The organism is Oleiphilus sp. HI0066 (assembly GCF_001635725.1).
This window is the reverse complement of record NZ_LWFH01000354.1, coordinates 1-956: the sequence shown is the minus strand read 5'-3', so window position 1 is coordinate 956 and position 956 is coordinate 1. Positions and strand designations below refer to the sequence as shown.

At 40.9% G+C, this 956-nt stretch carries 2 protein-coding genes; both read left to right on the top strand.

What is annotated here, in order from left to right:
* Positions 1-299, top strand: a 299-nt coding sequence (locus tag A3738_RS30585) for a TonB-dependent receptor (protein WP_197473605.1), incomplete at its 5' end; no start/stop codon positions are given.
* 13 nt (positions 300-312) lie between these two features.
* A partial coding sequence (locus A3738_RS05085; RefSeq protein ID WP_156503973.1) for a hypothetical protein occupies positions 313-956 on the top strand: 644 nt, incomplete at its 3' end.

Here is a 956-nt window from a genome sequence, read left to right as displayed (position 1 = left end):
AGGGGAACTCTCTCGCTGGCGTGTATGAATCTGCCGCGACTATTTCAAATGAATTGTCGGTGTTCGACTACAAGCTAAATTTGGAGTATCAACGCCAAGATGGTGGTTATTATGATCGAAGTGCGTCTGCAGAGATGCCAACAAATGAACAGATTAACGTTAGTATCGAGCGCCGTTTGGGTCAGCACAACGCAAGGCTTTCCTTAGTAAATATTACAGACGAAAGAATCGAAGATTTTAATCGTTACCCGGGTCCGGGACGACGAGCTTTCCTAACCTATAGCTATACCTTCAATTAAAGGAACTGAAAAAATGAATGCTAGACAATTAATAAAAGCGACCGCATTAGTATCTATTTCGGCATTTCTTGGCGCATGTTCAAGTAGTGATTCAACTGACAACTCTGTCGACTGTTTTGACTGCGCGGTAATTTCCACGGTATCAGCAGACTTTACATCAAGCGCTGTTCAGTTTACTGATACAATCCCAGCTTACGAAATATCTTCGGATTATGCTGCTCAAGATTTATCTGATGTACGCTTTCTAACATTTGGCGATCATTTCTATCGCATGGGGCGTTTCGGGATTAACAACTTAGCGAAATTCTCATTTGATGATGCCGAGAACCCAATTTGGGAATACTCTGTGGCTAAGGATGATAGCGATAATCCAAACCCATATACGGTGGTGTTTGTATCTGAAACACAGGCTTATGTTTTACCTTTTGGTACTGATGAGATTATTGAGATTAATCCAAGCGTTACTGATAGTAATCAACAAAGTGATTTTATCGTAGATCGCTTAGACTATTCGAAATATAGCTTTGGAAATGGAATCGGAGCATCGGATGGTTTTGTGAAAGATGGATTGCTGTACGTTCTATTAAATGGCCAAGATTCATCTTTTGTTCCGCAGACCTCTCGAATTCTTGTGATTGATCCGTCGACAAATCTTGA